The organism is Geminicoccus harenae (assembly GCF_019800005.1).
Lineage (GTDB): Bacteria > Pseudomonadota > Alphaproteobacteria > Geminicoccales > Geminicoccaceae > Geminicoccus > Geminicoccus harenae.
The window spans coordinates 1-25695 of the sequence record NZ_JABGCL010000040.1 but is presented as its reverse complement, the minus strand read 5'-3'; the positions used below and the strand labels follow the sequence as shown (position 1 = coordinate 25695).

The 25695-nt window shown below is 72.8% G+C and carries 10 protein-coding genes; 8 read left to right on the top strand and 2 right to left on the bottom strand.

The annotated features are described in order from the left end of the window. Nucleotides 1-82: 82 nt before the first annotated feature. The 4 genes from HLA95_RS23675 to HLA95_RS23660 all read left to right on the top strand — a co-directional run bounded on the left by HLA95_RS23675 (nt 83) and on the right by HLA95_RS23660 (nt 5086). Nucleotides 83-487 (top strand): DUF6312 domain-containing protein, encoded by a 405-nt coding sequence (locus HLA95_RS23675; protein ID WP_191060025.1) that lies wholly within the window; start codon nt 83-85, stop codon nt 485-487. A 46-nt stretch (nt 488-533) separates the two neighbouring features. Next, nucleotides 534-821, top strand: coding sequence for a DUF6200 domain-containing protein (locus HLA95_RS23670; RefSeq protein ID WP_191060024.1), 288 nt, complete (start codon nt 534-536; stop codon nt 819-821). A 75-nt stretch (nt 822-896) separates the two neighbouring features. Next, the gene (locus tag HLA95_RS23665; RefSeq protein ID WP_191060023.1) at nt 897-2009 is read left to right on the top strand and encodes an efflux RND transporter periplasmic adaptor subunit; all 1113 of its coding nucleotides are present in this window, start codon (nt 897-899) and stop codon (nt 2007-2009) included. Continuing rightward, the gene (locus HLA95_RS23660; protein ID WP_191060022.1) at nt 2006-5086 is read left to right on the top strand and encodes an efflux RND transporter permease subunit; all 3081 of its coding nucleotides are present in this window, start codon (nt 2006-2008) and stop codon (nt 5084-5086) included. The genes HLA95_RS23665 and HLA95_RS23660 overlap by 4 nt, the downstream gene beginning before the upstream one ends. Here HLA95_RS23660 and HLA95_RS23655 read toward each other — a convergent pair. Together HLA95_RS23655 and HLA95_RS23650 are read right to left on the bottom strand one after the other, a co-directional pair. After that, a complete protein-coding gene (locus HLA95_RS23655; protein WP_222184743.1) occupies nt 5078-6208 on the bottom strand; it encodes a hypothetical protein in 1131 nt (376 codons plus the stop codon). The genes HLA95_RS23660 and HLA95_RS23655 overlap by 9 nt on opposite strands. Continuing rightward, on the bottom strand, nt 6205-8070 hold the full coding sequence (locus HLA95_RS23650) for an ABC1 kinase family protein (protein ID WP_191061748.1): 1866 nt from the start codon (nt 8068-8070) through the stop codon (nt 6205-6207). Before HLA95_RS23650 ends, HLA95_RS23655 begins: the two co-directional genes overlap by 4 nt. Before the next feature lie 174 nt (nt 8071-8244). Between HLA95_RS23650 and HLA95_RS23645 the strand changes: the two genes are divergently transcribed. The 4 genes from HLA95_RS23645 to HLA95_RS23630 form a co-directional block, all read left to right on the top strand. After that, a complete protein-coding gene (locus HLA95_RS23645) occupies nt 8245-9003 on the top strand; it encodes a thioesterase II family protein (RefSeq protein WP_222184741.1) in 759 nt (252 codons plus the stop codon). Beyond that, complete coding sequence (locus tag HLA95_RS23640; protein WP_222184739.1) at nt 9000-19145, top strand: type I polyketide synthase; 10146 nt, start codon at nt 9000-9002, stop codon at nt 19143-19145. Before HLA95_RS23645 ends, HLA95_RS23640 begins: the two co-directional genes overlap by 4 nt. Continuing rightward, entirely contained in the window at nt 19142-24796 is a 5655-nt protein-coding gene (locus HLA95_RS23635; protein ID WP_222184737.1) for an SDR family NAD(P)-dependent oxidoreductase, read from the top strand. Before HLA95_RS23640 ends, HLA95_RS23635 begins: the two co-directional genes overlap by 4 nt. A gap of 138 nt (nt 24797-24934) precedes the next feature. Then, nucleotides 24935-25695 (top strand): beta-ketoacyl [acyl carrier protein] synthase domain-containing protein (locus HLA95_RS23630; protein ID WP_222184735.1); only part of this gene is annotated, 761 nt, incomplete at its 3' end.

Below are 25695 nucleotides of genomic sequence, written 5' to 3'. Positions count from 1 at the left end.
TCAGGTTCCACCCACGGACCGCCCATGATACGTCTTATGCTGCGGCTTGCCATATCCTAACGCGCAGGGGCGTCACCTAACCATGGCAATCAAGCTCGACAAGGACATCCGCCGGGTCGTCGTCCTGGGCGGCGACCAGCCCAGGCGTCGGGTCTACGACGCCGACCGTGGCTCGCGCTACGACGATGACGACGGCATCCGGGTGACCGTGCTGCAGCGCGACCAGTACGGCCGGCTGGTCGCCAGGGAGCGCTACCAGAGCGAGGGCGAGTATCGCCGCAAGAAACAGTCGCCGCTGCTCCGGCCGATCGAGCGGGTCATGCGGCGGGCGATCAAGTTCGAGGCGCGGCTGCTCAACGAATATCTGGGCCGCCACGAGCGCTCGAACAGCAGGAAGCGGGACGGCTGGATCAAGGACCTGTCGGACAATGTCACCAGGTCGATCCGCAAGTCGAAGCCGCGCTACATCTTCCGCGGCCGTGACTGACGCCGGGCCTGCCCGCCACCGCCAAGCTGGATCAGGAGAAGCAACGATGGCCGAGACCACCGTCGTCGAGAAGAAGCAGATCGAGCCGCCGCCGCCGGAGCCGACGAGCGAGACCGTCATCATCGACATGGGCGAGCACAGCCGCCGGCGCGTGCGCCAGCTGCGCCGCGGCGAGGGCCGTCTGATGGAGAAGGTCGAGGATGCGCTCGCCGATCTCGAGGAGCAGGGCGTCATCGAGGCGAGCGCCCAGCGCGTCGTGATCGTGGTCCGCCAGGAGCCCAGCCTGGGCGGGCTGTTCGGCGACGATGACGACGATGACGACGACGACGATTGAGTGACGGGTCGGCCGCCCGCTCCGGTGCGGCCGGCCGTTCGCCCTCCCTGGCTGGACGTGCGGATTTCGAGATAGATGGCTGAACTGCCGCTGCCGCAGGCGTCTGCCGAGCGTGGGCCGCGCCTGTCGTGGAAGGGCTGGCTGTTCATCGTCCTGCTCTGCCTGGGCATGGCAGGGGCCGCCTTCTATCGCTTCGACCCGCTGCGCCAATCAGCCGCCACCACCCCGGTCGTGGCGCCGCCGGTCTCCGTGACCGCTGCGGAAGCCAGGACGCAGACGGTCCAGCCGGAGCTGACCTTCGTCGCCAGCCTCACGGCACTCCGGCGCATCACGGTCTCGCCCTACACCAGCGGCCATATCGTCGAGATCCTGGTGCCCGACGGTGCCGAGGTGACGGCCGGCCAGGCGATCTACCGGCTCGACGACCGCAGCGCCCAGGCCGAGCTGGCGCTGGCCAAAGGCCGGGTCGAGCAGAACCGGGCAAAGCTCGAGCGCGACCGGACCCTGCAGCGCGAGGGCTTCCTGGCGCAGGTGTCGCTCGCTGCCAGCCGTGCGGATTTGGCGGAGGCGGAGGTCGACGCACAGCTCAAGCAGCTCAATCTCGACCTCCTGACGATCAAGGCGCCGTTCACCGGCCGCCTCGAGCGCCACCAGGTGGCGCTCGGCCAGTACGTGACGCCGGGCACGGCGATGATCGACCTGGTCGACCCGGACGAGGTCGCCGCCGACTTCCATGTGCCCGAGCGGCAGCTCGCCCGGATCCGGCCAGGGGCGGCAGTCAGCTTTCGCAGCAGCGCCACGAGCCAGTCGTTCACGGGCACGGTGTCCTTCATCTCGTCGGTGATCGACCCGGAGACCCGCAGCTTTGCGCTCCGCGCCCGGCTGGACGATGCGGGGGAGCAGCTGCTGCTGCCCGGCCTGTTCGGCAGCCTGACGCTGGCCACCGGCACGCCGCGCGAGGCCGTGGTGGTGCCCGAGACGGCACTGGTGCAGCGGCTCACCAGCGCCGAGGTCTACAAGGTGGTGGACGGCAAGGCGCGGCTGGTCCCGGTCGAGACCGGCATCCGCGGCCCGGCGGGCGTGGAGATCACGCGCGGGCTCTCGGCCGGCGACCAGGTGGTCACGTCCGGCCAGTTCCGGCTGCGCGACGGTGATGCCGTGGCGCTCGAAATGGCACGCAGTTCATGAACATCTCGGCGGTCTGGATCCGCCGCCCGGCGCTCACCATCGTGGTGAGCCTGATCCCGGCCATTCTCGGCCTGTTCGCGCTCACCCGGGTCGAGATCCGCGACCTGCCGCGCTTCGACATCCCGCTCATCCAGATCGTGACCGCCCTGCCGGGCGGGGCACCCGAGCAGATCGCCAGCCGCATCACCGTGCCGATCGAGCAGGCGGTCGCCACGGTCGGCAATGTCGACACGGTGATCTCGCGCAGCGAGGCGGGCCTGAGCTCGGTGCAGGTCACCTTCCAGTTCGGCGTCGATTCGGTGGGTGCTGCCAACCAGGTCCAGTCGGCGATCAGCCAGATCCTGGGCCAGTTGCCGGCGGAGGCCGAGCGGCCGGTGATCTCGCGGCTGAGCCTGGACAACGTGCCGGTGCTCTACCTCTCGCTCGCGAGCGAGACCATGTCGGAGGTCGATCTCAGCGACCTCGCCGCCCGGGTGGTGGTGCCGCAGCTCTCAACGGTCCAGGGAGTCGGCAGCATCCAGGTGATCGGCGACCGGCGGCCGGTCATGGCGGTCACGGTCGACCCCACCAACCTCCAGGCCATGGGGGTGAGCGCGGGCGACATCGCCGCCGCCATCCAGCAACGCAACACCGACGTGCCGGCGGGCGACGTCGCCAGCGAGAGCGGCCGCACCAGCATCCAGCTCGGTACGAGCGACGATCCCGTGGCTGCGGTGGCCGAGGTGGTGGTGCGGCGCAGCGGCGATCAGGCGGTGCGCCTCGGCGATGTCGGCGACGTGCGGATCACCGGCGAGGACAGCACGACCCGGGTGCGGATCAACGGCCAGTCGGCCGTGGCGCTGGGCATCATGCGCCAGTCCACCGCCAATTCGCTGGTGCTGGCCCAGGCACTGCGCGACGCCATCCCGCAGATCCAGGCGGTGCTGCCGCCCGACGTGCAGATCGCCGTGGCCTTCGATACCACCTTGTCGATCAGCGCCTCGCTGGACGAGGTGCGCGACTCCCTGCTGATCGCGATCGGCCTGGTGATCCTGGTGGTGTTCGCCTTCCTGGGCTCGCTGCGCTCTTCCCTGATCACGCTGGTGACCATCCCGCTCTCGCTGCTGACCACGGTCGTCTTCATCTATTTCGTCGGGTTCAGCTTCAACACCTTCACCCTCTTGGCCTTCATCCTGGCGATCGGCTTGGTGGTCGACGATGCGATCGTCGATGTCGAGAACGTCCAGCGGCATATCGACGAGGGCCTGAACCCCATCGACGCGGCCTTTGTCGGCAGCGTCGAGATCGGCTTCGCGATCGTCGCCACCACGATCACGCTGGCGGCCCTCTACGTCCCGATCGGCTTGGCGCCGGGGATGCTGGGTGCCCTGTTCCGCGAGTTCGGCCTCACCCTCGCCGTGGCGGTGCTGATCTCCGGCGTCATTTCGCGCACCCTGTCGCCGATGATGTGCTCGCGCCTGCTGCGCCCGACCCGGAGCAACTTCTATTCGCGTGCCATCGACCGCGGCTTCGACTGGCTCGTGCACGGCTACCGGGGGCTGCTGCGCCGCCTCCTGGGCTCGCGGCTCGCGGTGGGCCTGCTGGCGACCACCGTCCTGGCCGTAGGTGGCCTTGCCGCCAGCACGCTGCAGGGCGAGTTCGCGCCGGCCGAGGACGAGGGCTACCTCCTGGTCCAGCTCGACGCCCCCACCAACGCCACCGCCGATTATCTGGTCCGCCATGCCGCCGCGGTGGAGAAGGTGTTCGACACCGTGCCGGAGAAGAGCGGCTCCCTGATCATCTTAGGGATTCCCGCCTCCAACCAGGGCTATGCCTTCCTGCTCCTGGAAGACTGGGAGGAGCGCCTGCGCTCGGCCCGGGAGATCGGCGAATCGATTCGCGCCCCGCTCGGCGCCATTGCCGGGCTCGGCACCACGCTGATCCCGCCCGATCCCCTGAGCGGCGCCCAGGCCCAGCCGCTCCAGCTCGTGATCAAGGGGCCGATGGGCTACGAGGCGCTGGCCCGGGTCGCGGACCGGATCCTGGCCAAGGCGCAGGACGACCCCGCCATCAGCGCGCCGTCGGTCGACCTGAGCTTCGACCTGCCGCAGATCGACCTGGAGGTCGACGAGGCGCTGGCGGCGGATCGCGGCGTGGATGTCCAGTCGATCGCCGGTGCGCTGCGCATGCTGTTCGGCGGCTACGACGTGGACCGCTTCTCCTGGCAGGGCGAGCTCTACAAGATCCAGCTCGAGCTGGAGCGCGCCTTTGCCGAGCGGCCGGAAAGCATCGGCCTGGTCGGGGTGCGGGCAGGGGACGGGCGGCTGGTGCCGCTCGATACCTTCGTGAGCGTCGAGACCAGTGCCGGGGCGAGCTTCCTGCCGCGCTTCAACCAGCTCGCCTCCGCGCAGATCTCCGCCGATGCCGGCCCGGGCTTCAGCACCGGCTCCGCCCTGGACCGGCTGACCGCGCTCGCCCAGGCCGAGCTCGAGCCCGGCATGCAGATCGACTACAACGGCGCCTCGCGCCAGCTGAAGCAGGCCAATGCCGCCGATGGCGCGGTGTTCCTGCTGGGCATCGTGTTCATCTTCCTGACGCTCACCGCCCAGTTCGAGAGCTTCCGCGACCCCTGCATCGTGCTGCTGGTGGTGCCGCTCTCGATCGCGGGCGCCATCGTGGCGCTCGCCTTGTTCGGCGGCTCGCTCAACGTCTACAGCGGCATCGGCTTCATCACCCTGGTGGGCCTGATCGCCAAGCACGGCATCCTGATCACCGAGTTCGCCAACCAGCTCCGCGACCGCGGCGTGGAGCTGCGCGAGGCGGTGATCGAATCGGCGGCCCTGCGCCTGCGCCCGATCCTGATGACCACGCTCGCCATGGTGCTGGGCTCGGTGCCGCTCCTGTTCGCCACCGGTGCCGGTGCCGTCAGCCGGATGAATATCGGGCTGGTCCTGGTGGGCGGCCTCGTGGCCGGCACGCTCCTGGCCCTGTTCGTGGTGCCGGTGGTGTACACCCTGATCACCCGCAAGGTGCGCAAGCCGCATGTCGAGATCAGCAAGGGGGCCGAGGCGCAGCTGGAGAAGATGGGCCTAGGCTGAGGCGGCTGCCGCCAGCTCCTCCACCAGCCGGTCCAGCGGCAAGGGCGGCCGGCCCGCCGGCGTGACGCTCGCGACCAGCAGCGCCTCCCCGGCACCGCTCGCCGCCAGCACCGGGGCCCCCGCATTGGCCCCGGCCAGTGCCATGTACCAGGTGGCGCGGCCATGGCTGCCGGCCGGCAGGTCGTGGCGCCCGCCATTGCTGACCGTGAGCGGCGGTGCTGCCGGCGGAACGAACCGGTCGCCGGCCAGAGTCCGGGGCAGTTCGGCCAGCGCCGCGCCCGCCGCGCCCGACGCGAGCGCTGTGCGCACGAGGTCGCTCGCAGCCCGCGCCCGTTCCCAGAACGGGCCGGCAGCCGGCAATCCCGTCTCCAGATGGGACAAAGCGAGCCAGGCTTCCTCCGCCAGAGGCGGCGGCAGGAAGCGGCGCATGTCGACCGCATGGCCCAGCTTCGACCCGGTGTCCGCCGGCAGCGCCGCCACCAGCGCGCCATGCAGCGTAGCACCTTCGGATCGGCAGCGCGCCCGCAGCCGGCCGAACGCGACGGGGGGCAGCCGGTCCACCGCCAGGCGCGCCGGCTCCGGGCGGGGCAGCAGGGCAGCCAGCTTCGCCAGATCCAGCGAGCGCAGCCGGCCGGTCATGCGCCGACTCCACCAGCCCAGCACCTCGTCCTGGACGGACGGGTCCGGCCAGGCCTCGTCGGCCAGGAGTTCCTCGAAGGCGGGCGGCAATGGGGGCACGAAACGGCCGTCCAGCAGATGCCCGACCAGCGCCAAGCCACCACGCGCATCGATCAGCGCATGATGCAGCGCCAGCAGCACGACCGTCTCGCCCGCTTCCTCTACCACGCGGAGACGCCAGGCGGGGGCGCCGGCCATGCCGACCGGCAAGCACAGCAGCGCTTCGGCCGCCTGGGCCCAGCTGCCGGTGCCGCGCTCGATCCTGCCGTCCACCGAAGGGCCCCCCCAGCGCGGCAGCCCATCCGCGTCCGGCAGGATCACCGGCACGGCCAGCCGATCCGGTGCGCGCCATTCCTCGACGCCGAAGGCCAGCACGATGTTGAACGGGCAGGCGTGCCCGAGCAGCCAGTACTTCGCTTCCTCCGGACCCAGGAGACGGGTCAATTCCGGTAGTCCGGCTGCTCCGCCAGCTTCAGCAGGCGCCGGCAGATGATCAGTATCCAGGCAATGGCGCTGACATAGACGATCGATTCGCCATAGGTGACGTGCTGCATGAAATCGAGGATCGCGTTCGATTCCTCGCCCAGCCCGTCCAGGTCGAACTCGTGATGGTTCTGGAAATGGGCGAACAGCGCGAACAGGAGGCCGAAGCCGAAGGCGTAGATCAGGCCGCGCAGCACGACCGCCCCCATGCTGGCGAGTTTGCTGACCGAGCCGGTAAGCGACAGGGTCTCGTTGCGCAGGAGCGGGCGCAGCAGGAGGTCATATTCCTGGACGGCCTCGGTCATCCGCCCGACCGTCACCTCGAGCGTACGGCGCAGGCCCGGCCCGCGCAGGGCGCGCGTCCGGGCGTTCTCGAAATAGCGGTCGAACAGCCGCATGTAGTTGGCGTTCGGGATCAGGAACTGCATCGAGGCGTCGAGCGTCGCCCAGGTCCGGCTGATCCGCATGAAGGTCCAGCTCGGCTGAACCTTGTACTTGTAGAGGATCCGCCCGGAATCCGAGCCGGCGCTGCTCAGTGCCTTCTCGTGGTAGGGGATGTTGCGCAGGTGGGTGCGCGCCTCCCAGTTGCGGTAGGAGCGGATCAGGTCGCGGCGCAGCGCGGTGAGCTTGAGGGTCGGCAGGTCCGGGCAGAGCCGCAGCAGGTAGTCGGCGGCGCGCGAGAAGTCCTTCTTCGCCAGGGCGCGCAGGCTCATCAGATAGAGGTCGAGGAACTCGCGCTCGGTCGTGCCGATCGTGCCCATGTCGATCAGCGCCACCCGGTTGTCGCGCAGCAGCATGATGTTGCCGGGATGCAGATCGGCGTGGAACAGGTTGTCCTCGAGCAGCTGGCGCAGGGCGGAGATGAACAGGCGCTGGGCGACCTTCTTCGGCCGGATCCCGTTCTGCAGGCACCAGATCTCCGCCCGCTCCGGGTCGGCCGTGGCGACCTCGATGTACTCCGACATCAGGACGCCCGGCACGAACTCCATCACGATCACGGACGCGGTCGACAGGTGGAAGAACGGGCGCGGCACGTGCACGCCATGGCGCTTCAGGCTCTTGCGCATCCGGTCGAGGTTGGCCGCCTCGTAGCGATAGTCGAGTTCCTCCCGCATCATCGTCTCGAGCTCCCACAGCGCATCCTGCATGCGCATGTGCCGGCCGAGCCTGAACCAGTGGAGCACGCCCACGATCCGCTTGAGCACAAGCAGGTCGCCCTCGAAGGACGGGACGATCCCGGGGCGGCGGACCTTCACGATCACGGTCTCGCCGGTCTGTCGCAGCACCGCGCGATGGACCTGGGCGATCGAGGCGGCGGCGAACGGCTCCGGGTCGAAAAGGCGGAAATGGTGGGTCAGGCGGCCGCGGAGCTCCTTCTCGATCTCCGCCACGGCGAGCTCTGCCGGGAAGCCCACTGCCTCGAACTGCAGGCGCGACAGTTCCCGGCACATCGCATCCGAGAACATGTCGGTGCGCAGCGACAGGAGCTGGCCGAGCTTCACCCACAGCCCGCCGAAATGCTCGAACAGCGCGCGCAGCTCCTTGGCATTGCGCTCGTCGGCATCCTTGTGGACCCAGAGATTGAACCGGTAGCGGACCAGATAGACGATCAGCGCCAGGAACACGGCCAGGCCGCGCCAGCTGCTCTGCTTGCGCCCCGCCACGATCTCGACCTTGCGCCGGTCCCGCTCCGCCCGCAGCGGCGTGGGGATCAGGTCGTCGTCGATGGCGAAGTGCCGGAAATCGCCGTGTGGCCCCTCATCACCTGCATTCCTGGAAGTAGCTGAATGGACGCGGCGAAAGACGACGGCCTGATGCGGCATGGCACAGGATTTCTCTCACTGGAGGATGCCGGAAAGGCCATTCCATCCGGGCCGGCGCAACCAAAGTGCCGCGCCGGAAGGGTTGCAGCTAGCCTTTAAGTCATGTCCTGCTAAGGATAAAGCTGTACGGCGACACACTGCAGAACACCGCCGATCCATGGGGGGAGCCGAAAGTTGAGCGGGACATGGTGCTCGGTACCGGTCCGGCGCCCGGCCGCGAGCCACCGGCTCTACTGCCTGCCCCATGCCGGCGGCGGCGCCTCGATGTTCGTCCCGCTGGCCGCCCGGCTGCCCGAGCCGGTCGAGCTGCGCGCGGTTCTGCTGCCCGGCCGGGAATCCCGGTTCCGCGAGCGCCCCCATGACCGGATGACCACGCTGGTCGCCGCCCTGGCCGATGCGCTGGCGCCGGAGCTGGCACCGCCCTTTTCCCTGTTCGGCCACAGCATGGGCGCGCTGGTGGGCTTCGAGCTGGCGCGTGAGCTGCGCCGGCGCGGGCTGCCCTTGCCGGACGCCCTGATCGTGTCGGGCCGCCGGGCGCCGGACCTGGTGCTGGACGAGCCCCCGCTGCATCGCCTGCCCGACCAGGCCTTCGTCGCGGAGATCCAGGCGCGCTATGGCGGCATCCCTCAGGTCATCCTGGAGGAGCCGGAGCTGATGGAGCTGTTCCTCCCCACGCTCAAGGCCGACTTCACGGTGTTCGAGACCTACCGCTTCACGCCGGAGCCGCCGCTGCCATGCCGGCTCGCCTTCTATGGCGGTGACCAGGACACGCAGTCGTCACCCTCGATGAGCGACGGCTGGTCGCGGCTGGTGACCGGGCCAACGCGGCGGCGGATCTTCCCGGGCGGCCACTTCTACCTGGCCGAGCAGCGCGATGCGGTGGCCGACGCGCTGGGTGGCGACCTTCTCGCCGAAGCGCTCCAGCACGGATGAGCGAGTCGGGTGCGGCCACCGAGCTTCGCGCCCTCCTGCGCGGCGCCCTGGCGCGGCAGCTCGGCCTGGCGCCGGCCGCCATCGACGAGAACGAGCGCTTCCACCGCTACGGGCTGGATTCCGCCGGGGCCCGCAGCCTGATCCAGGCGCTGGGGCGAGCACTGGGCAGGGCGCTGCCCGCCACGATCGTCTGGGATCACCCGACCCTCGACCGGCTGGCGCGCCACCTGGCGGGCGAACAGGTGACGGGGCGGCGCCCGCCGCCGGTGCCGCTCCCGCCGGACGAACCGATCGCCGCGGTCGGCCTGTCCTGCCGGGTGCCGGGCGCCGCCGATCCGGAAGCGTTCTGGCGCCTCCTGATGGATGGCGTGGATGCGATCCGCGAGGTCCCGGCCGAGCGCTGGCCGATCGGACGTCTGTTCGACCCCGACCCGGCGCGGCCCGGCCGGATGAGCACGCGCTTTGGCGGCTTTCTCGACGGGGTCGACCGGTTCGACGCGGCGTTCTTCGGCATCAGCCCGCGTGAGGCGGCCCAGATGGACCCGCAGCAGCGCCTGGCGCTGGAGCTGGCCTGGGAAGCGTTCGAGGATGCCGGCTGGCGGCCGTCCCTGCTGGCCGGGCGGCGCGCCGGCGTGTTCCTGGGTACGATGTGGTCCGACTATGCCCGGCTCCTGGCGGGACCCGAGGGAATCGTCCAGCACACCGCCACCGGCCAGGACACCAGCATTATCAGCGCGCGGATCTCCTACGCGCTGGGGCTGGAGGGGCCCAGCCTCACCGTCAACACCGCCTGTTCCTCCGCCCTGGTCGCCGTGCACCTGGCCTGCCAGAGCCTGCGCAGCGGCGAATCCGAGCTGGCCCTGGCCGGTGGCGTCCATCTGGTGCTGGCGCCGGAAAGCACCATCGCCATGACCAAGTTCGGCGCGATGGCACCGGACGGCCGCTGCAAGGCCTTCGACGCAAGGGCCAATGGCTATGTCCGCGGCGAGGGCGGCGGCCTGGTGGCGCTCAAGCCCCTGTCGCGGGCCGAGGCGGACGGTGACCGCATCTACGCCGTGATCCTGGGCAGCGCCGTCAACAATGACGGACCCAGCAACGGGCTGACCGCACCCAATCCCGACGCGCAGCGCGCCATGCTGGAGGACGCGCTGGCCGCCGCACGGCTCTCGCCCGACAGCATCGACTATGTGGAGGCGCACGGCACCGGCACGGCGCTGGGCGATCCGATCGAGGCTGGCGCGCTGGGCGCCGTGCTGGGACGCGACCGGCCGCCGTCCGCGCGGCTCAGGATCGGCTCGGTCAAGACCAATATCGGCCATCTGGAGGCGGCGGCAGGTGCTGCCGGCCTGATCAAGACCGTGCTGGCGCTCGACCGGCGCCGGCTCCCGCCGAGCCTGCATTTCCAGACCCCCAGCCCGCACATCGCCTTCGATGCGCTGGGCCTCCAGGTGCAGGACCGGGCCGAACCCTGGCCGGACCGGCCGCACCCGCCCACGGCCGGGGTCAGCTCGTTCGGCTTCGGCGGGACCAACTGCCATGTCGTGCTGCGCGCCCGGCCGCGCGCGGACGAAGCGGGCGGCGACCCGGTCCTGGTGTTCTCCGGCAATGGCGGGGTGTGGCCGGGCATGGGCCGCGACCTGCTGGCCCGCTCGCCCGGCTTCGCTGCCCTGGTCGAGCGCCTGGACCGCGAGCTGCCGGCGCTCGGCTGCGACTGGCGGCTCCGCGATCTTTTAGGCGACGGCCGGCTCGCCGGGCGCATCGAGGAGCCGGCCTTCGCCCAGCCAGCCCTCTACGCCTGGCAGCTCGGCGCCGTGCAGCACCTCGCGGAAAGGGGCGTGCGGCCCGCCGCCGTGGTCGGCCACAGCGTCGGCGAGATCGCCGCCGCGGTGGTGGCGGGCGCGCTGGACGAGGCGGACGGGCTGCGGATCGTGGTCGAGCGCAGCCGGCTGCAGGCCGGGCTCGCCGGCCAGGGTGCCATGGCCCTGGTGATGGCCGAGCCCGAGGCGATCGCGGGCTTGCTCGGCGCGGATGTCGCCATCGCCGGGCAGAACGCGCCGAAGGCCACCCTGATCTCCGGCACGCAAGCTGCCGTGGATGCCTGCCTGGCACGGATCGAGGCCGCCGGCCTGACCGGGCTGCCGGTCCGGGTCCCGGTCGCCTATCACAGCCCGCAGATGGAGCGGTTGCGCCCGCAGCTGGAAGCAGCGCTCGTCGGCCTGCGCCCGCGGGCGGCGGATCTGCCCTTCGCCTCCACCGTCACGGGCGGGCTGCTGGCGGGCGAGGTGCTGGATGCCGGCTACTGGGGCCGCAACCTGCGCGAGCCGGTCGCCTTCTGCGCCGCGATCACCGGCCTGGGTGCTGCCGGCCACTGCCGGTTCGTCGAGATCGGCCCGCACAGCCTGCTCGCCACGCCGATCCGCCAGACCCTGCCCGAGGCGGACGTCCTGCCGCTGATGCGGCGCGGCGAGGACGAGCTGGCAGCACTCGACCGCGTGGCAGCGCGCTTTGCCGGCCGGCGTACCGGGCAGCGCCGCCGCCACCTCCTGGTCCTTTCCGCGCGCAGCGAGGCAGCGCTCTGGCAACTGGCCCTGCGCTGGGCGGAGCGACTGCCGGGCGGTGACTTTCCCGATCTCTGCCACACTGCCCTGGTCGGCCGGGAACGCTTCGCCTGGCGTCTGGCGCTGCACGCCGCCGATGGCGCCGAGGTCGCGGCCAGGCTGCGCGCCCGCGACGTCCCCATCGCCCAGGTGCCGCCCGACCGGACACCCGGCCGCTTCGATCCGCACCGTGCCCCGGGCGAGGACGAAGCGGCCTTTCTCGATCGCGCCGCCGCGGCGTTCCTTGCCGGCGACGAGATCGACGGACGCCTGTTCGATGCGGACGAGCCGTGGCGGGTCTGCGCCGCCCCGACCTACCCGTTCGAGCGCAGCCGCCACTGGCTGCCGGATAGTGGCCAGGCACAGCTCGATCCAGCCTGGCTGCTCGACCTCGCCTTCGTCCCGGCACCGCCGCCGGTCTGGCCGGACATGGATCTGGCCGCTCCGGCCGGGCAGTGCGCCCGCACCCGGGCACTGGACGCCCTGGCGCTGCGCTACGCGCGGGCGGCCCTGGCCGGGATCGCACCGAAAGAGATCGCGCCACGCCATGCCGCCCTGGCCCTGCGTCTGCGCAGCTGGCCAGCACCTGCGGAAGCGGCGGACCTCGCCGATGGCCCCGACCTCCGGCTCCTGTGCCGCGTGGGCGAGCGGCTGGCCGACCTCCTGCGCGGCCTGGTCGAGCCGCTCGACCTGCTCTTCCCGGGCGGCGATTTCGCCGAGGCGGCGCGCCTCTACGCCGAGGCGCCGCTGTTCGCCGGCCCGGCCGCAGCGCTCGCGGCGGCGGCGCGCGGCTGGGCGGAACGCCGCGGCGGCCAGCTTCGGGTCCTGGAGATTGGTGCCGGCACGGGCGGGCTGACCCGCCATCTCCTGCGCGCCCTGGACGGGATCGAGCTCGACTATCTCTATACCGACCTGTCCCCGGCCTTCCTCGCCTGGGGCGAGGCGCAGTTCGGCAAGAGGCCGGGTTTCCGGACCGGCCTGTTCGACCTGGAGGCCGGCGACCTGCCGCTCGGCAGCTTCGACCTCGTGGTCGCGGCCAATGCCGTCCATGCTACCGCCGATATCGGCGCCAGCATCGCAGCCGCCGCTAGCCAGCTCGCCCCGTGCGGCCATCTGGCCCTGGTGGAGCTGGCGCGGGCACCTGCCTGGATCGACCTCGTGTTCGGCACGACCGAGGGCTGGTGGCGCTACCAGGGCGACCCGCGCCGACCGGACCATGCGCTGCTGGACGCACCGTCCTGGCGCCGGCTGGTCACGGATACCGGCCTCCAGCCGGTAGCGGTCGCCACCGATGGCGATGCCCATGCCGTGGTGGTGGCGCGCCGGCCATCCGGCCGGAGCTTCTGCATCCTGGGTCAGGGGCCGCTCGCCAGCCGGCTGAGCGAAGCGCTTCCGGGCGAGGGTCCGGTGACCGACCTGGTCGTGGTGGCAGGTAGTGGCGATGTCGACGCCCAGGTCCAGGCGCTCGCCCAGGACGACGCGGCCCGCCGCTGGCTGGTCCACGAGCGGGACGAGGCGGGGCTGCGCGGCGCCTTCGCCGCACGGGCGCTGGACCGGCCGGAAACTGCCGCCAGCGCGATCGAGCTGCTGGACCGGGACGAGGCCAGCCTCGCGCTGCTCCTGGCCGAGCTGGAGGCCGGCGGGGCGGAGGACCGGGTGCGGCTTGTCGCCGGAACGCGCCAGGTCGCCCGCCTGCTGCCCCGGGACGAGCCGCTGACCGGGACATTGCCCGTCCAGGCGGACGGGCTCTACGTGATCGCCGGCGGGCAGGGCATGCTCGGCCGCGCCTTCGCCGCCTGGCTGGTCGAGCAGGGGGCCCGCCGCCTGCTGCTGGTCGGCCGCTCCATCACCGAGGCCCCGTGGCTGGACCGCCTGCGCACCGCCGGCGCGGAGATCCGCCTGGCCCGGCTCGACCTGACCGCCGCGGACGCCGCATCCGGGCTGGCCGGCCAGATTGATCGTCCCGTGGCCGGCCTCGTCCATGCCGCCGGCAGTGCCGTGGGCGGGGCCGGCGAGCTGGTCGCGGCCAAGCTCGCGATCGCCCGCACGCTGGCGGAGGTGGCCGCGCCGCATCGCCCGGACTTCCTCCTGCTCGCCTCCTCGGCAGCCGGCATCTGGGGCGTGCGCGACAATCCGGGCTATGCCGCCGCCAATGCCGCGCTGGACGCCTGGGCAGCCGATGCCCGGGCGCAGGGTCTGCCCGCCACCAGCCTGGCGCTCGGCCGCCTCGCCGAGACCGGCCTGCTCGCGGCGGACGAGGCGGCCGCCCTGGAGGCGGCGGGCCTCCACGCCCTGCCCCTGCCGGCAGTCTGCCGCGCCGGGCTGGACGCGGCGGCAGCCGGCCTCGCCACGCTCGTGCTGGCACGGGTGGACTGGACCCGCTTCCTCGGCACGATCGAGGCGCGGCGCCGCCATCCTTTGTTCGACCGGCTGCGGCCGGCACCGCTGCCGGTGGATGCGCAGCCGGAAGCCGGCCGGCCAGCGCTCCGACCCGTCCAGGATCTGCGCCAGCTCGTGGCCGAACTGCTGGGCCATGCCGATCCTGCCCGGTTCGATCCGCAGCGCGGCCTGTTCGAGCAGGGGCTGGACTCCCTGATGGCCCTGGCCCTGCGCCGCCGGCTGGAGGAACTGTCCGGCCGGCCGGTGCCGGCCTCCGTCCTGTTCGCCCACCCCTCGGTGGCGGCACTGGAGCGCTGGCTGGCCGGGGAGGGCGGTGCGCGGTCCGCGGCACCCGCGGCAGAGGCGGGTGACGCCATCGCCATCATCGGCATCGGCTGCCGCTTTCCCGGCATCCATGGCCCGGACGCATTCGCCGAAGCCGTGTGGGGCGGGATGGACCTGATCCGCGAGGTCCCGCCCGAGCGCTGGCCCATCGACCAGTGGTACGACCCCGATCCGGCCCGGCCTGGCCGGATCGCCAGCCGCTTCGGCGGCTTCATCGCGGAGGTCGACCGGTTCGACGCCGGCTTCTTCGGGATCAGCCCGCGCGAGGCGGCACAGATGGACCCGCAGCAGCGCCTGCTGCTGGAGACCGTCTGGGAAGCGCTGGAACATGCGGTGATCGCACCGGACCGCCTCCAGGGCAGCGCCACCGCGATCTATGTGGGTGCCACCGGCAGCGACTATGCGGCGCTGGCGCGCAAGGCCGGTGCCGCCAGCCTGGACGGCCACAGCCTGACCGGCCAGCCGAGCAACACGCTGGCCGGGCGGGTCGCCCACCTGCTGGGCACGGAAGGCCCGGCGGTGGTGGTCGACACGGCCTGCTCCTCCTCGCTGGTGGCCTTCCACCTGGCGGTGCGGGCCCTACGCGGTGGCGAGGCCAGCCTCGCCATCGCCGCCGGCGTCAACCTGCTGCTGGCGCCCGAAGGCTCGGTTATCCTGTCGCGCGCCGGCCTGCTGGCACCGGACGGGCGCTGCAAGACCTTCGACGCTGCTGCGGACGGCTATGTCCGCGCCGAGGGCTGCGGCGTCGTGGTGCTCAAGCCCCTGGCCCAGGCGCTCGCCGACGACGATCCGGTGATCGCGGTGGTGCGCGGCAGTGCCGTGAACCATGACGGCCGCAGCTCCGGCTTCACCGCGCCCAACGGGCTGGCCCAGGAGGCAGTGATCCGCGCCGCCCTGGCGGACGCCCGCATCCAGCCCGAAGCGATCGGCATGATCGAGGCCCATGGCACCGGCACGAAGCTCGGCGACCCGATCGAGCTCGACGCGCTGGGCAATGTGTTCGGGGGCCGCGCCACCCCGCTCCTGGTGGGCTCGGTGAAGACCAATTTCGGCCATGCCGAGGCGGCAGCCGGGATCGCGGGCGTGATCAAGGCGGCCCTGGCCCTGCGCCGTCCGAGCGTCCCGCCGCATCTGCACTTCACCCGGCTCAACCCGCACGTGGCGGCGAGCGCCACGCCGATCCAGGTGCCGACCGTGGCCACTCCCTGGCCGGTCGATCCACCGCGCGCCGGGATCAGCGCGTTCGGCGCCAGCGGCACCAATGTCCATGTCGTGCTGGAAGTACCGCCGGTACGCCCGGCCGCCCCGGCGGCGGAAGGTGACGGCCAGCTGCTCGTGACCGGCGCCACGCCCGAAGCCGTCCGCCGGCTGGGCCAAGCCCTCGCAGCCTACCTCGCCCGCCATGCGATCCCGCTCGGCGACGCCTGCCACAGCATGGCAGTCGGCCGCGCCCGGCTCCCCTGGTGGGCGATCGCCCGCACCCCCGCCGAGTTGGAACGGCTGGACCCCTCCGACCGGCCGCTGCCAGACCTCCCGCCCACGTGCGGGAGCCGTATACCGCTGCCGACCTATCCGTTCGCCCGCGAGCGCCACTGGCTCCCGGACGTCGCGGAAACGGCCGCCACGCCCGTGCTGGGCCCGCCGCAACGGATTGCCGGCACCGGGCTCACCGTCCGCACCGGCCGCCTGACCCAGGACCTCGACTGGATCCGCGACCACCGGGTCGACGGGGCCACGATCCTGCCCGCCACCGGTTTTCTCGCCCTGTGCGCCGCGGCGGGCACGCCGGCGCTGCAGGATGTCGAGCTCCTGGAACGGCTGGACGTGCCCGCGGACGGGCGCGCCATCCAGCTGGTCCAGGCGGAAGGGGGGCAGGTCGAGCTGTTCGCCGAAGAGGCCGGGGACTGGCGCCGTACCTGCAGGGCGCGCCCGGTCCCGCTGCCGGAGGCTCCGCCGCCCCCGGCAGCCGTGCCGGCCGCGGACCTGCTCGATGCGGCTGGCCACCAGGACGAGCTGGCCAGGCGCGGCTTCGCCTTCGGCAGCGCCTTCGGCCGGATCCAGGCACTGCGCCGCGGCGAGGGTCTGGCCGAAGCCGAGCTGGCTGCATTGCCTGCGGCCACCGCCCTCCAGCCCGACCCTGCCCTGCTCGACCACGCCCTGCAGACCCTGACCTCGCTCCTGCCGCAGGAGGAAACCTGGCTTCCCGCCGTGATCGGCGGGTTCGGCTGGGTCGGCGGCACGGCCAGCCAATGCCGTGCCCGGCTGGTGCGGCTCGACCGGGAGGATGCGACCGGCGAGGCCTGGCTGCTCGGCCCGGACGGCCAGACCGTGGTGTGGTTCTCGGACGTGCGCTTCCGCCGGATCGGCAGCCGGCACCGGAACTGGCTGCACGAGCTGCGCTGGCGCCCGACCCCGGACGACCTCGCCTTGCCCGGCCCGGACTGGCATGTCCTGACCCGGAACGCCGGCCCGGTGCCGGAGGATGCGGCGGGCGTGATCGACCTGCGGCCGATGACGGCAGCCGACCCGCGCTCCTGCCTCCACGAGACGGCCGAGCTGGTCCGGTCACTGGCCGCGCGGGCGCACCCGCCGCGCCTCCTGCTGGTGAGCCGCGGTGCGGCGGCAGCCCCGCCGGTCCTGCCGGGCGAGCCGCCGGCGGCTGCCATCCTGGCCGGCCTGGCGCCGACCATCGCCGCCGAGCATCCGGAGCTGCGCTGCGCCTGGATCGACCTGGACCCCGTGGACGACCGCCTGCCGGACCGGCTGCTGTCCGCCCACCCTTGCCTGGCGCTGCGCGGCGGCACCCTCTACCTGCCGGAACTGGTCCGCCTGCCGCCATCCCTGGACGGTGCCCGTCACCTCCGCGCCGGCACGGCCGGCAGGCTGGAAGCGCTGGAGCTGGCGCCATCCGAGCCGCGTCCGCCGGGCGAGGGCGAGGTGCAGGTCCGCGTCCTGGCGAGCGGCCTGAACTTCAAGGACACGCTGACCGCCCTGGGCCGGGTCGCCGGCGATGCGCTGGGCCTGGAAGCGGCCGCCGAGGTGGTCCTGGCCGGACGGGGCGTCCAGGACCTGGTGCCCGGCGACCGGGTCCTCCTGTTCGCGAGCGGCGCCCATGCCAGCCAGCTCACCCTGCCGGCCAGCCGCTGCATCCGCCTGCCGGCCGGACTCTCGCCGGAAGCCGGCGCCACCCTGCCGATCGCCTTCCTCACCGCCTGGCACGGGCTGATCGATCTGGCCGGGCTGCAGCCGGGCCGGCGTGTCCTGATCCATGCCGGTGCCGGCGGGGTCGGCATGGCCGCGATCCAGCTCGCCCGCTGGCAGGGCGCGCAGGTCTTCGCCACCGCCAGCCCCGGCAAGCAGGTCTGGGCACGCCGCCTCGGTGCCGAAGCCACCGCCTCCTCGCGCGACACGAGCTTCGTCGCCGCCGTGCGGGAATGGAGCGGTGGAGCCGGCGTCGACCTCGTGCTCCATGCCCAGAACAGCGCCATCGCAGCAGCGTCCGCCGGCCTGTTGCGCGAGGGCGGCAGCTTCATCGAGCTCGGCAATGCGCCGGCACCCGACCTGCCGCCCGGTGCCCGGCATTTCCACTACGACCTGGAGCAGCCGCTGGCCGCCGATCCTGCCTGGTTCCGCACGCGGATGGGCCGGATCCTGGACCTCCTGGCCGCCGGTATCATCCAGCCGCTGCCGCACAGCGAGGCCGGCCCGGCTGCTGCGGGCGAAGCGTTCGCCGCCCTGGCGCAGGGCCGCACGATCGGCAAGACGGTGCTGGTCTGGCCGGGGCGCCGCATCCCGGGCGGCACCTGGCTGGTCACCGGCGGGACCGGTGCCGTGGGCGGGGCGATTGCCCGGATGCTCCGGCAACAGGGCGCCACGCGCATCGTCCTGGCCGGCCGCCGCCCCGGGGCCGAAAGCGACTTCGAGACCGTGGCGCTCGATGTCGGCGACCGCGCCGCCGTGGCGCGCCTGCTGGCCGATCTCCCGGACATGCGGGGCATCGTCCATGCCGCCGGTGCCGTCCAGGATGCGCCCCTGGCCAGCCTCGACGAGGCCGGCACCGCCGCCACCTTCCACGCCAAGTTGGAGGGCGCCCGCCACCTGGATGCGCTGACCCGCGACCGCCGGCTCGACGCGTTCGTGCTGATCTCCTCGGCGGTCGCCCATGCCGGTGCCGCCGGCCAGGGCGCCTATGCCGCCGCCAATGCCTGGCTGGAAGGCTTGGCCCGGGCGCGCCGGGCCAGCGGCCTGCCGGCCACGGTGCTGGCATTCGGCCCCTGGCAGGGCGGGATGTTCGCTGCCTTGGCGCCGCTGCACCAGGGCCGGCTGCTGGCGACGGGCTACCGGGCGATGCCGCCCGATGCCGCCGCGGCCGCCGCCCTGGCTGCACTTATGGAAGGCGGGGGCCTGACGGTGGTGATGGACCGCCACGACGCGCAGCCGGCGGAACGGGTACCTGCCGCGACGGGCCTCCGTGTACGGCTGGAGGAAGCACCGGCCGACCGGCGCATCGAGCTGCTGACCGGCGAGCTCAGCGAGATGGCCTGCCGCCTGCTGGGCTTTGCCGAGGGCACGCGGCTCGACCGCGGACGGGCCCTGCGCGAGCTGGGCCTGGATTCCCTCCTGGCAGTGAGCTTCCGCAACGAGCTGGCGCAGGCACTGAGGCTGGACCTGCCCGCCAGCCTGGCCTTCGACTACCCGACCCTGGAGGCGCTGGCGGCGCATCTCCATGGTCTGCTCTTCCCCGAGGGCGACGAGCTGGACCGGCTGGTGGAGGACGATCTCGCCGCCCTGCTTGCGAGTGAGCTGGAGTCGTCCGCTTGAGCGAGCCCGCCCCCGACACGCGCGAACTGCTCAAGCGTGCCCTTCTGGAGATCCGCAGCCTGAAGGGCCGGCTCGCCACGCTCCAGGGCGAGCGGCACCCGCCGGTCGCGGTCATCGGCATGGCCTGCCGCTTTCCCGGCGCCGACGATCCCCGCTCGTTCTGGGACATGCTCCTCGCCGGCCGTGACCCGATCGGGCCGGTGCCGCCCGGGCGTGCTGCCAGCGACGGCCCGCCACTGGGGGGCTTTCTCCACGACGTGGAGAGCTTCGACCCGGCCTTCTTCGAGATCACGCCGCGCGAGGCGCAGGCGATGGACCCCCAGCACCGCCTCCTGCTGGAGACGGTCTGGCAGGCGCTCGCCGATGCCGGCATCGATCCGGTGAGCCTGCGCGGCAGCCGCACCGGCGTGTTCGTAGGCCTTGCCACCAGCGACTTCGCCCGCCGCACGCTCGGCAGCGGCGTCGACCGCTTCTATGGCAGCGGCACCAGCCCCGCGGTCGCCGCCGGCCGGATCGCCTACGCGCTGGACCTGAAGGGGCCGTGCCTGACGATCGACACGGCCTGCTCCTCCTCGCTCACCGCGGCGCATCTGGCCGTCCGGGCCCTGCGCGCCGGCGAATGCGACCTGGCGCTGGTCGGCGGGGTCAGTCTGATGCTGTCGGAGGAGCTCAGCCGGAGCTTCGCCGAGGCCGGGATGCTGGCGAAGGACGGCCGCTGCAAGAGCTTCGACGCCGCCGCGGACGGCTATGGTCGCGCGGAAGGGGTGGGCGTGGTGGTGCTGCGCCGCCTCGCCGATGCCGGGGCACAGGGCGACCGGCTCCACGCCGTGATCCGCGGCTCGGCGGTCAACCAGGATGGCCGCAGTGCCGGCCTCACCGCGCCCAACGGCCCCGCCCAGATGGCGGTGATCCGGGCGGCCCTGGCCGATGCCGACCTCATCCCCGACGCGATCGACCTGATCGAGGCGCATGGCAGCGGCACGCCGCTCGGCGACGTGATCGAGGCGCAGGCGCTGGCCGGCGTGTTCGCCGGGCGCGACCGGCCGCTCCTGGTCGGCACGGTCAAGAGCGTGATCGGCCATGCCGAGGCCGCGGCCGGCATGGCCGGCCTGATCAGGGCGGTCCAGGCCCTCGTCCACGACACCGCACCGCCCAATCTCCATTTCCGCCAGCTCAACCCGGAGATCGGCACGCCCGGCCTGGACTTCGAGGTCCCGACCCGGCCGGTGCCGGGCATCGCGCGCGTCGGCGTCAGCTCGTTCGGGTTCAGCGGCAGCAATGCCCATCTGGTGCTGGAGCGCGCTCCGCCCCCTGCCGGGAACACCAGGCCGGCCCTCCCGCCACCGGTCTTCCGCCGCCAGCGCTTCCCGCTGCCGGGGGCGCCCGCGCTAGTGCGGCTGCTCCATCCGGACGATCCGCTCCTGGCCGGCACGGGCGGGCTCGCCCATCTGGGCGTACTGCTGCACCTGCTGCCGCAGGCGGGCCGCCTGGAGGCGATGCGCTTCAAGCAGCCGCTCCAGGTCGAGGCACCCCGCGAGATCCGCTGGCGCCAGGCGGGCGGCGAGACGCTGCTGGAGAGCCGGGACGAGGCAGGCGCTGCCTGGACCCTCCATCTGGCAGCACGCAGCGCAGCCGGGTCTGGCCTGGCGCCGCCTTCACTGCCCCTGTCCGGCGGGACCAGGCTGTCCGCCGATCAGCTCTATCGCCGCATCGAGGCGGCCGGCTTCCGCTACGGCCCGCAGGCACGCTGCCTGGCCGAGATCCGCATCCATGGCGACGGCTGCGCCACCGGCAGGCTCCTGCCCGGCCTCACCCTGGGGGAGCCCGGCGTCATCGAGGCGGCAGCCCAGCTCCTTTATGCGCTGGCATCCGATGTCGAGCGCCGCCCGCCCATGCTGGCCGGCTGCGCCGCCTTATGCCGCGCCGCGCCGGATGAAGTGGCGGACCGAGCCTGGCTCCGGATCCGGGAAGGCGGCGGCGTCATCACCGCGGATTTCGGCGTGCTCGGCGCCGACGGCATGCCGCTGGCGCTGGTGGAAGGGGCGCGATTTGCCCGGCGGCAGGGCCTGCTCGAGCGGTTCGGTCAGGAGATTGAGTGGGACCGGCTGGCACCGCCCACGTCGCCCGGTGCGCCGACTGCCGTCTTCGGCCGGAGCGACCTGCCCTGGCCCGCGGTCAGCTCGGTCGAACAGGCCCGCAGCCTACTCCAGGCAGCGACCGATCCGCTCCTGCTGGCGATCGCCCCGGAACTGGACCCGGAGGCCGCGGTCGCTTGGCTCAGCGAACTGGTGCGCGGCCTGGAAGGGGTGCGCGGTCGGCTGCTGGTCGTCACCCAGGGTGCTGTCGCGACCGGCCGCGGCGTGGAATGGCCGGGCAGCCTGGGCGGCGCCGCCCTGTGGGGGCTGGCCCAGGCGATCGCCGCGGAGCAGCCCGAACGCGCCTGCCGGCTGGTCGATCTCGACCCGGCCAGGCCGGTTGCGGCGCAGGCCGACCTGCTGGCGCTGGAATGCCGGGCCTCGGATGCGCGCGAGGTGGCCTGGCGCCATGGCCGCCGCCTTGCTCGGCGGCTGCGCCCGATGGCTGGGACCGAAGCCGGCCCACCGAGCCGCGCCGTGCTGCAAGCCACGGGCGCGCCACCGCAGGTCGGGTGGGAGCCGCTCCCGCCCGCCGACGAGGTGCCAGCCGGCCATGTCCTGATCGAGGTGGTGGCAGCAGGCCTGAACTTCCGCGACCGGCTGGTGGCGCTGGGCCTGCGCCCGGCCAACCTGCCGCTCGGCGCCGACCTCGCCGGAACGGTGCGGGCCACCGGCGCCGGGGTGGCCGGTCTGGCGCCCGGGGACGCGGTGGTGGCGCTCGCGCAGCCGGCCCTGAGCGACCAGGTCCTGGTCCCCGTGGCCCTGGTCCGGCCGGCGCCACGAATGGATCTGGTGGCGGCAGCTGCCATGCCGCTGGCCTACGTCACCGCCCTGGCCGCATTCGGTGACGCGGAGCCCGGCGGAACGGTGCTGGTGCATCAGGCCGCGGGCGCCACGGGCCTGGCGGCCGTCGAGGTCGCACGTGCCGCCGGCGCCTCGGTCCAGGCCACCGCCAGCCCGGCGAAGCAGCCCGCCTTGCGGGCACTCGGCCTGGAAGCGCTGGCCGACAGCCGAGATCGCGCCGGCTGGAGGCTGCCGGCTCCCGCCGACCTGGCGATCGGGGCGTTCGGCCCGACACTGGCGGCGGAACTGCCGGCCCGGCGGATCGTCGACCTGACCGGCACCGGCGAGCACGGCTTCGACCTGGACCGGCAGCCAGAGGCGGTGCGTGCCGCCCGCCTCGCCAGGCTCGACACGTTCCCGGCACTACCCTGCCGCCCGGTGGCGCGCACGGACCTGGCCGAGGCGATCGCCTCGGTGGGCGAGGGGATCGGCCGGAGCGTCCTGGTCCTGCGCGAGCCGCCCCGCGTCCGGATCGAGCCGCGCGCCAGCTATCTCGTCACCGGTGCTGCCGGCGCGCTGGGCCAGCGGATTGCACGCTGGCTGGCGGCCGAAGGCGCGGCGCTGGTGGCAATGCTCGACCTGGCTGAGCCGCCACCGGTGCCCAACGGCTTGGCGGTCCGGGCCGACCTCGGCGACGAAGCGGCGGTGGCGGCCCTGATCCGCCGGATCGACACGCCCGAGCACCCGCTGCGTGGCGTGTTCCATGCAGCAGCACTCGTCGAGGACGGGCCAGTCGCCAGCCTGGACCCGCAGCGGATCGCAAGGGTGCTGGACGCCAAGGCCGGCGGCGCCCTGGTCCTGCACCGCCTGACAGCCGGGCGGCGGCCCGGCCGCGACCGGCTCGACCATTTCGTCCTGTTCTCCTCGATCGTGAGCCTGCTGCCCTCGGCCAGCCAGGGCGCCTATGCCGCGGCGAACGCGGTGCTCGACCGGCTGGCGCAGGAGCGGCGGGCCATGGGCCTGGCCGGGCTCAGCCTCAATCTCGGCCCGGTCGACGCGGGCATCGGCCAGCGCATGGGCGAGCGCGCGCACGAGGTCTGGCAGCGTCACGGCATCGGCCGGCTCGATCCGGATGCCCTGGTGGCAGCCCTGCCGGAACTGCTGGCCACGCCCTTTGCGCAGCGCGCCGTGGCCGACATCGACTGGGCCGTCTATGGCGGGACGGGCCAGGATGCTCCCGGCACCGCCCGGGCCAGCCTGGACATCGCCGGCCTGCAGGCGCTGCTGGCGCCGATCGTCGGCGTCGCACGGCCCGAGCTGCTCGACCCCGACGCGCCGCTCCTGTCGCTCGGCATCGATTCCTTGATGGCGATCGAGTTCGCCCAGGCGATCGGCCGGGCGTCCGGCCGGCCGGTGCCGCGGACCTTCGTCTACAGTCATGCGAACCTGCGAGCCGCCGCCGACACGCTGCAGCAGCAGGCCGCGCCGGCCATGGTCCAGGATAGCGCCCGGAGCACCCCGGCAGCCGCGCCGGCCAGCGAGCTCGACCTGCTGGCACCCGCCTGGGTCACCCTGCCTGCCCTGTCGTCCGTCGGTTCGGGCGGCTGGCGCGTGCTGGGCGAGAGCATATGCGCCGCCTCATTGCGCGAACGCCTGCCGCCCGGTGACGACCTGCTCGACCTGCGGCCCCTGGACAGCCTGCCGGACGAAGGTGAGGCCCGCCGCTGCCGGCTGCTCCAGCAATTCTCCGCCGAGCTGCGCCGCTGCCTCGGCACGTCGGCCAGGATGGTCTGGGTCTGCCGGGAGCAGGACGCGGAAGCGGCGCTGCTCGACGGGCTGATCGCCACCGCACGGATCGAGTATCCAGGCCTGCGGCCACGCCGGATCCTTCTCCCTGATGGGCTTGCCGATCCGGCCGCGGCGCTGGCGGGCGAACTCGACCGCGAGGGCGACGAGCCGGTCGTGCTGCTGCAGGACGGTGCCCGCCTCGCCCGCCGATTCCAACCGGCGGCCAGCCGGCCCGACCCCGCCCCGATCCGGGCTGATGGAACCTATCTGGTGACCGGCGGCAGTGGCGGGATCGGCCGGATGATCGTGCGCGAGCTGCTGGCAGCGGAGGCCGGCCGGGTCGTGCTGGCGAGCCGGCAGGGCCGCCTGCCGGACGATTTCGAACCGAATCCACGCCTGAGCTCACGTGCCTGCGACCTGGCCGACGGCGATCAGGTCGATGTGCTCCTGCGTGACCTCGCCGCAGCCGGGCCACCGCTGCGCGGCATCTTCCACTTGGCTGGCGTCACTGCCGATGGTCTCCTGGCCAGTCAGGAAGTGGCAGCCATGCTCCCGGCCTTTAGGGCCAAGGTCGACGGTGCAAGGCATCTCGATCGGGCGAGCCGGGGCCTGCCGATCGAGCATTTCATGCTGTTCGGCTCGCTCACCATGCTGGCCGGGCTGACCGGTGCCGGTGCCTATGCCGCCGCCAACGCAGTGCTCTCGGCCATCGCCCAGGAGCGCATGGCCGCAGGACTGCCAGCCCTGGCGGTCGCCTGGGGTGCCTGGGAAGCGACCGGAATGGCGGGGGCGGCCAACCGCTGGCGGGATGGCGACCTGCCGGTCCACCAGCCTGCGGCAGCACTCGCCGCCTGGCGGCGCTGCCTCCGACTGCGCGGGCCTATGATAATTGTAACACCAGAAAACCGATCAGGGACTGCATGGTTGCCGGAAGCAGAGTTATAATTTAGACGAATTAGGGCAGAATTGGTGAAACCGGCCGTCTTCTACGTGCGGCTGCAGGCGCCTCAAAAGTATCCTGGGAGGGCGAGGCCGATGGACGCTGGCGCAACTGGACGCTCAGCGCCCATTGCGGTGGTAGGCATGGCCTGCCGGCTACCCGGTGCCGAGGACGGCGCCGGGGACCTCTGGAACCTGCTGGCCTCCGGCACCGATGCGGTGACGCCGATCCCGCCCGAGCGGTGGGACCATCGCTCCTGGTATGACCCTGATCCGACGGCACCGGGCAAGACCCGGCAGCGCGAAGCCGGCATGCTCGGCCGGATCGACCGGTTCGACGCCGCGCATTTCGGCATCAGCCCGCGCGAGGCGGAGGCGATGGACCCGCAGCAGCGGATCCTGCTCGAGACCGTCTGGCAGGCGCTGGAAGATGCCGGCGAGCTCGGCCATCCGAGCCATGGCGGCCGGGTCGGCGTGTTCGTCGGCCTCTACAACAACAATTACGGCCTGATCGGCCGCGGCTCGCCGGAGCCTGCCGCGATCGGCGGCTGGTCGGCGAGCGGCACCCATACCAGCATCGCGGCCGGACGGATCTCCTTCACCTTCGGCTTCACCGGCCCGGCCATGGCGGTCGACACCGCCTGCTCGTCCTCCCTGGTCGCCGTCCACCTCGCCATGCAGTCGCTGCGCAACGGCGAGTGCGACCTGGCGATCGCCGCCGGCGTCCATCTCCTCCTGTCCCCGCTGGGCCTGGTCGCCAGCAGCAAGCTCGGCGCCACCTCACCCTCGTCGCGCTGCCGGCCATTCGACGCCGCGGCCGACGGCTTCGCCCATGCCGAGGGCTGCGGGGTGGTGGTGCTGCGCCGTGCGGCTGCCGGGGTGCGGGCGCGAGCGCTGGTGCTGGG

Coding starts and splice junctions, on each gene's coding strand:
- HLA95_RS23675 (WP_191060025.1), top strand. CDS start 83: ATGGCAATCAAGCTCGACAAGGACATCCGCCGGGTCGTCGTCCTGGGC.
- HLA95_RS23670 (WP_191060024.1), top strand. CDS start 534: ATGGCCGAGACCACCGTCGTCGAGAAGAAGCAGATCGAGCCGCCGCCG.
- HLA95_RS23665 (WP_191060023.1), top strand. CDS start 897: ATGGCTGAACTGCCGCTGCCGCAGGCGTCTGCCGAGCGTGGGCCGCGC.
- HLA95_RS23660 (WP_191060022.1), top strand. CDS start 2,006: ATGAACATCTCGGCGGTCTGGATCCGCCGCCCGGCGCTCACCATCGTG.
- HLA95_RS23650 (WP_191061748.1), bottom strand. CDS start 8,070: ATGCCGCATCAGGCCGTCGTCTTTCGCCGCGTCCATTCAGCTACTTCC.
- HLA95_RS23640 (WP_222184739.1), top strand. CDS start 9,000: ATGAGCGAGTCGGGTGCGGCCACCGAGCTTCGCGCCCTCCTGCGCGGC.